This is a genomic window from Persicitalea sp. (assembly GCF_041751555.1).
Classification (GTDB): domain Bacteria; phylum Bacteroidota; class Bacteroidia; order Cytophagales; family Spirosomataceae; genus Persicitalea.
In genome coordinates this window covers 1-6,796 of record NZ_JBGSXF010000521.1, presented here as the reverse complement: position 1 = coordinate 6,796, position 6,796 = coordinate 1, and the positions used below count along the sequence as shown (strand labels likewise).

General features: G+C 46.6%; 4 protein-coding genes. All 4 read right to left on the bottom strand.

Annotated elements, in window-relative coordinates; translation table 11 throughout:
- A partial coding sequence (locus tag ACEW8P_RS18645) for an FAD-binding protein (RefSeq protein ID WP_373514587.1) occupies positions 1–272 on the bottom strand: 272 nt, incomplete at its 3' end.
- Positions 273–403: 131 nt separating this feature from the next.
- A complete protein-coding gene (locus ACEW8P_RS18640; RefSeq protein WP_373514586.1) occupies positions 404–1,276 on the bottom strand; it encodes a helix-turn-helix domain-containing protein in 873 nt (290 codons plus the stop codon).
- Positions 1,277–1,481: 205 nt separating this feature from the next.
- Positions 1,482–1,859 carry a cupin domain-containing protein gene (locus ACEW8P_RS18635; protein ID WP_373514585.1) on the bottom strand — a complete coding sequence of 126 codons (378 nt, stop codon included), beginning with the start codon at positions 1,857–1,859 and terminating at the stop codon, positions 1,482–1,484.
- 193 nt (positions 1,860–2,052) lie between these two features.
- Positions 2,053–6,177, bottom strand: a complete 4,125-nt coding sequence (locus ACEW8P_RS18630) for a two-component regulator propeller domain-containing protein (RefSeq protein WP_373514584.1) — start codon at positions 6,175–6,177, stop codon at positions 2,053–2,055.
- Positions 6,178–6,796 lie beyond the last annotated feature (619 nt).

Genomic DNA, 6,796 nt, shown 5'->3' with positions numbered 1-6,796 from the left:
CCGTTCATTTCGGACAAATCGATTACGAGTCCATCATCGACCAATCCTAAGCCTGCACCGTTATGACCACCGCTAAGTATGGACGCTTCTAAGTCGTTTGCCCGGCCGAAATTGACCGCCGCAATCACGTCATCAGTATTCAAGCATTTTGCAAAAGCAGCAGGTTTTTTGTCAATCATAGCGTTGTAGATCGACCTGGCTTCGTCGTAGTATTGGCTATTGCGCAAAATAACACCACCGCTGATTTCGGGAGCTAATTCTGAATAATTCATAGGGCTTAAGGTTTAGGTCTAACATTAAATCTACCACTCGAAGCAAAGCTGCTTGGTGGTTTCCAAGTTTTGCAACAGCACAAAGTTAGTAGCTCCTTTTCGCAAGAACTGTTCTTAAAAGGTCAATGTCTTTACTTTTTCGCTGGAGGAATAAGAAACTCGGTGGGGGGCTTACCAAATCGCTGTTTGAACACCCTGCTGAAATGAGAGGCGTTGATAAATCCCGATTCAAAAGCGATTTCCCTGACCGTCTTGTCCGTCGCCTCCAAAATAGACATGGCCAAGTTCAATCTCCGCTCCGTAAGCCATTTTCCCGGCGTTGTTCCGTAGTATTCTTTGAAGTCACGCTTGAAGGTTTCCAGACTTCTATTAGAGATATTAGCAAATTCTTTCACCTTTAAATCATACATGAAATTCTCTTCCATCACTTTCCAAATTGGCGTTTGGAAACGATCGACGATTCGAGAAATATAAGCCAGGATATGCTTATTGCCAGGATGAGCAAAAACGTTATACAGCAGCTCCTTGAATTTGCTTTCTAAAATACTTTCCGGCAACTTTTTCTTGGCTCCGAAATAGGGGATCAAGCTTTGAAAACAAAGCTTGATATGTTCATCCATCACAAATTCTTCCATCATTTCTTCGTTTGGTTCGGGAAGGTCAACCAAATTCAGATGAGGGCGGAATTCATCAAAAATGGAGCGCAAATAGTCATCCTTTAAATAAAATGCCAGCACCTCCCAATTATCATAATCAGGGGGCAACTCTTTTAAAAAGGTACATTTCCTGAGAAACAGACCTTTTTTAGAATCTGAGACCCAGGTATTTTGTCCATGATGAAAAATATGGTTGCCACTAATGGTGAAGCAAATTTGGATGTGCTTGGAGTACAATTGCAGGATTTCGTCTCGCTGAGGGCAATTGTAGTATAAAAACAAGGTGTCTTTCAGCGTAAACTGCGGAAAGAGGTCAGGACGGGATTTTTGGAAATCGAATAAATCCATGATTTTTATATTTAGCAGACCAACGATTTGAGTCTAAGTACAAAGAACTGCCCCTTAATCCTATAAATATTCAGACTTTTTATTATACGGTAGGTGAATCCATGAATAATACAAAAACACAAGATCGCGCTGGTTTAATCAGCCTTACGGCGCGGACGGTCTGAGAGGACTCAGAACACGGGATAAGCCGATAACTCGGTCGATGTTAACTCCCCATTTCTGCCATCTTTTTACCTACGTGCGTAATTACCTCGTTGTATTCTTTCGTCGGGCTAAACTCAATGAATTTGATGGCTTCCTGCACAATAGCGGTGTGGCCCGAGGGAAGATAAAAAACGTCTCCGGCCCGCAGTACTTCTTCGCTGCCATCGTCGTATTTTACCAGCATAGTTCCTTCTATCACATAGCCCCAATGAGGACAATGGCAACTATCGTGGTCCAGCCCCTGTAACAGAGGCGTAAAGTCAGTACCTTTGGGCATTTCGTTGAAGCATACGGTCATACCCCCGTAGTTGGGCTGTGCGCGCATGGTGGTATCCGGTGCCTGCATGGTTGCTGGAATGTCGTTCTTATTGATTTTCATTGTTCTATTGTTTGTGTGAATTGATTGGTTTTAAGATTTTGGATTTAACGGCTTCCCGGCTTTTGTGCCTTCTGATTTATGAGTTATTATTTGGACTACAGTACTACACTACAAAGCAACACAATTCGGGATCGTGTTGCTTTCGTCATTGTTGCAAATGCTTTCTTTATTGTTGCAGATTAAAGAAAATCAGTCAATCGCGACTTGCCGTTGGACTTTCTCCGAAGGTTTCTTTGAAGATTTGAGAAAAATAGACCGGAGATTTGAAGCCTACCCGATAAGCGACTTCTGAGATGGTCAAATCATCGGAGGCGAGAAGTTCTTTTGCTTTTTGCAGGCGAATCAGGCGAATATAAATGGAGGTGGATTTTCCGGTAAGGGCTTTTATTTTCCGGTGTACCTGCGAGCGGCTAAGGTGGATGGCCTCCCCCAACTGATCGGGCGAGAAATCTTCGTCTTCCAGACGTTCGAGTATTATCCCTTCCACTTTTGCCATGAATTTGCTAACCCCATTGTCGGCTATGCCGTTTTGATGGGTATTGCTGATAAGACCACTGCTATACTTTTGTTGAAGTAGTTGCCGGATGGCGAGCAGTTTTTCCAAACGGATGAGCAACTCCGCTTTTTCAAAAGGTTTGGCCAGATAAGCATCCGCCCCTTTCGATAATCCGGTCAGCCGGTCTTCTGGCTCAACCCGGGCCGTCAACATGATAATGGGAATGTGATTGCTTCGTTCGTCCGCTTTCAGCGTGGCGCAAACCTCATACCCGTCAATTCCAGGCATCATTACATCACAAATAATAATATCCGGGATTTTCTGGTAGGCCATTTCTAAACCAATTCGCCCGTTTTCTGCGTGGATACAATGGTACTTATTCTCCAATGTAAGTATCAGATAGCTGACGACATCCTTATTATCCTCAATGATCAGGACAACGGGCAGATCCAGCGACTGGTCATTTTCTAAAAGGGATGCTTCTTTGATTCGGGGAGCAGCATGAAAAATTTCCGACGAGGCCGGAACAGCCGGACCTTTGGGTGCGGTAGTCGTGACCGGAATTTCCACCATGAATTCGCTTCCTTTTCCCTCCTGACTCTTTATCGTTATCCTCCCGTGCATGAGTTCTACCAGTTCTTTTGTCAGGGCCAAACCAATACCGGTACCTTCGTGTAGCCGGGCCGAGGAACTATCGGCCTGGTAGAACCGATCAAAAACGTAAGGAATGTCAGCCTCGCCAATGCCCTTCCCTGTATCCTTTACTTTGATTGAAAAATGATCCTGACCGAGGCTTGACACCTGGTTAAGATTTACAATCACCTTCCCTCCTTCGGGTGTAAACTTGATGGCATTCGACAGTAGATTAGAAATGATCGTGGCTAATTTGGTAGCATCATAATCCATCAGCAGTGCATCGACTTCTGCATGGACACTCAGGTCAACGTGTTTTTCCTGAGCCAGCGAATGAAAGCTTTCACAAAGGTATTTTATATAAGGAATTACATCCGACTGCAACATTTCCAATTCCAGATGACCACTTTCCAGCTTGGATAAATCGAGCATCTGATTCACCAACTGTAACAGGTTTTCTCCGTTACGGTGAATCATTTCCAAGGGCTGTTCGGCATCGCTCCACTGCTGCGCTACAGCCTTGCTGTGTAAGGTATCGGCCATGCCGAGAATGACCGTCAGGGGTGTACGAAATTCATGGGTAATATTGGTGTACAGGCTATTTTTCAGGAGGTCGATTTCTTTGAGGCGTTTGCTTTCGGCGAAGGCGAGTTTTCGGGAAAGTTGGAACCTATAAAACCAGTAGCCCAGACCAAGAAGTAGCCCGGCCAGAAGCGCATACGCCCACCATCTGGTCCACCAGGGGGAGGCTATGTAAAGTAGCATGGAGGCCCCTTCCTTGTTCCACACCCCGTCGCTGCTGCTGGCAATCACCTGAAAAGTGTATTCTCCCGGATCGAGGTTAGTATAGCGGGCCGTTCGCTGCGTACTGGCATCTACCCATTCGGTTTCGTAGGGATACAGTCGGTATTTGTAGGTATTCTTGGCAGGATTGGTAAAATGCAGCCCGATGTACTCGAAGGTCAGGTCGTTCTGCTGGTGGGATAACGGAATCTGGATAGCGCTATTGGTTTTATAACTCAGCAGATCAAAAGGTTTTCCGGCTATTTGCAGACTGCTTATAAGCACATCCGGCGGATGGGGGTTGCCGCTTAATTGCTTAGGATCAAAGGAAACCAGGCCGTCTTGTGCCCCAAAATACAATTGTCCACTGGCACTTTTGAAGCCTTGGGTTTGATTGAAGCCGGCCACGGTCAAGCCATCGGAACTGCCATACAAGGTTGTCTGGCCGGATAGCGGTTCAAACCGGACTATGTTTTTTGAAGTAAAGAGCCAGAGAGTGCCATTTTCTCCGGCAATGATACCATTCACACTGCCGCCGGGCATTCCATCCTTAGTGGAATATTGTCGAAAAACCCCACTTTCCGGATTGAAGCTAACCAATCCGTTGACAGTACCCACCCAGAAGATTCCCGTGCTGTCCTCCACAACATCGGTAATCCCGTACCCGTTGAGGCGGCTCACAAACCGATCTTTTTGAGCATTGTATTGAAACAACCCACCCTGGAAAGTACCCGCCCAGATCGATCCGTTTCTGGCCTCATGAATGGCAAAGACACTATTGTAAAACGACTGCTGGTTTTCATTAGAAAAATTATACCGCTTTGCCGATTTTTTATCCTTACTCAAACGGATCATGCCGCCACTCCATGTACCCAACCAGAGCGCACCCTGCTTGTCTTCGTGAATGCGCGTGACCGGGAACGGCATGGGGGTACTGATGTTGTTTTTTTTCAATAGGAAGGGCGTGAACTTACCAGTCTTCCGATCCAGGGTGTCCACCCCAGCCTCCGTCCCTACCCAGAGCGTTCCGTTTCGATCTTCGTAGGAAGTCCAGACAAGATCACTGGCGATGCTGTTTTTATCCTTCGGATTGTGGCGAAAGTGGGTGAATCGACCCGTTTCCGCATCCAGCCGATTGAGACCCCCACCCCGCGTGCCCAGCCACAGGACGCCTGGCTCAGTGGGGGCCTCGTATGCCCCAACAACATGACCAGTGGATAAACCGGTGGGGTTTTTTGGATCGTGGGTATATTTAGTAAACTTGTGCAGGGATGGTTCGATCTTCTGAAGCTTACCCGGCAGGCCGCCTATCCACACCCTATCCTGTCGGTCCTCCAGAAAACACCAGACCTGATCAGAACTTAACGAACCAGGATCATTCGGATCGTGGGTATAGTGATGGAGTTCGTTGGAAACAGGATCATAATAATTGAGTCCCCCGTTATAAGTTCCTACCCAAAAACCGCCATCGGCGCTCTGGCGAATAAATTTGACGTGTGGACAGGAAGACCATTGGCCCATATTTCCCTGGGGAGCGTATAGTTTGTCCAGACCGGGTGTTATGCGTACAATCTCTTTCTTCCGGGGATCAAAGAAGTGTAGCCCGCTTTGGCAGGTGCCAATCCAAAGCTTCCCGGTATCATCTTCATGGAGGGCACTCACCCGATTGTCGAGGAGGCTGTTGGGGTTAGCCGGATCATGTACAAAACGTTTTATGCTACCCGTGTTTAAATCCAGCCGTAACAGCCCGCCTTTGCCCTTGGAAACGGAAACACCAAAAGGCTCTCCTGTGCCTATCCAAAGGTGATTATTCCGATCTATCAAGATTTCCCTTACCTCATCCCCCACTATATTTTCGGGCTGAGCCGGATCATTCAGAAAGCGGACGAATCGGTTGGTTTTCCGATTATAACGGAACAGCGCTCCTTGCTGAGTACCAATCCAGAGGTTGTTGTTCTTATCTTCAGCGAAGCTATTGACCTGCCCTGCCTGCTGATACCCGGTGGGAGAGTCTTTGACCGAATACCTGACAAAGCAGTCGCAGGCCGGGTTATATCGATCCAGGTCCGACTTAGAGCCGATCCATAGATCGCCCATAAAATCAACGTATAGCTTTTCAACCCGATTCTGGGATAAGGAAGTGGAGTCGCCCGGAATATTAATGTACGTCACGAAATCGTACCCGTCATAGCGTATCAATCCATCCTCCGTGGCGATCCAGACATAGCCCTGATGGTCCTGCGCAATATCAGGAATCATACTGGGCAGCCCGGCTTCCGAAGGAAAATTTTCAAAAACGATGCGCTTTTTCTGGGCCTGCACTGAACAGGGGATGTTCATCAGAAACCAGCCCATTGAAAGAATTAATAGCATCCTGAGCTGGAGAAGTGCCGCAACCACATTCATAAATATTGTATTTTTGACTGTTCTCGCTGGATACATTCAAACTGGTTTTCCAGAAATTTACCGGATCAGATGGAGATGTCTATAAATTTAGGCTAATTTATTAAATATCAAAGATTTCTTGTTAAAATTACCTTATTTGACAGCTTTGCCATCATAATTTTTTAAGGAAGCATTTTGTACATAGGTTCTCTGAGCAACCAGTGTAAGGCCCCACGTGAAAATAACCCGAATCATCAAGTATTCTTCGGAGGGCATCATATAATTACGGCGGGACACGGTCTGGCCAAAAATCGTAACCCTTGGCTCTTTATTCACGATCCCTGTGCGCGGGTTCATCGACGTAACCAACCCCTTCGCGAAAAATTCCAGGCCATGTTCGGGTAGTGACGGGAACGGTCCAACCAAACGCTGTTTAGCCGGGTCATACATAAGATCTGGCCGAAAAATACTCCTCCAAAAATCTTGCAGAGTAGACTGAGGCATAATTCGCTGGTAGATCATGCTAAAAGATAGCCATTTACAACTCGTTCCCAAGTAGCTTTTAGTCTCCAGTCAGGTTTCCACTACGCCAAATACCCGCTCGGGCGAATGGCCATCCCGTTTCAAAAATTCATTGGGT

Excerpts from the sequence above, each read along its gene's own strand:
- ACEW8P_RS18640 (WP_373514586.1), bottom strand. The coding sequence starts at position 1,276 with ATGGATTTATTCGATTTCCAAAAATCCCGTCCTGACCTCTTTCCGCAG.
- ACEW8P_RS18635 (WP_373514585.1), bottom strand. The coding sequence starts at position 1,859 with ATGAAAATCAATAAGAACGACATTCCAGCAACCATGCAGGCACCGGAT.
- ACEW8P_RS18630 (WP_373514584.1), bottom strand. The coding sequence starts at position 6,177 with ATGAATGTGGTTGCGGCACTTCTCCAGCTCAGGATGCTATTAATTCTT.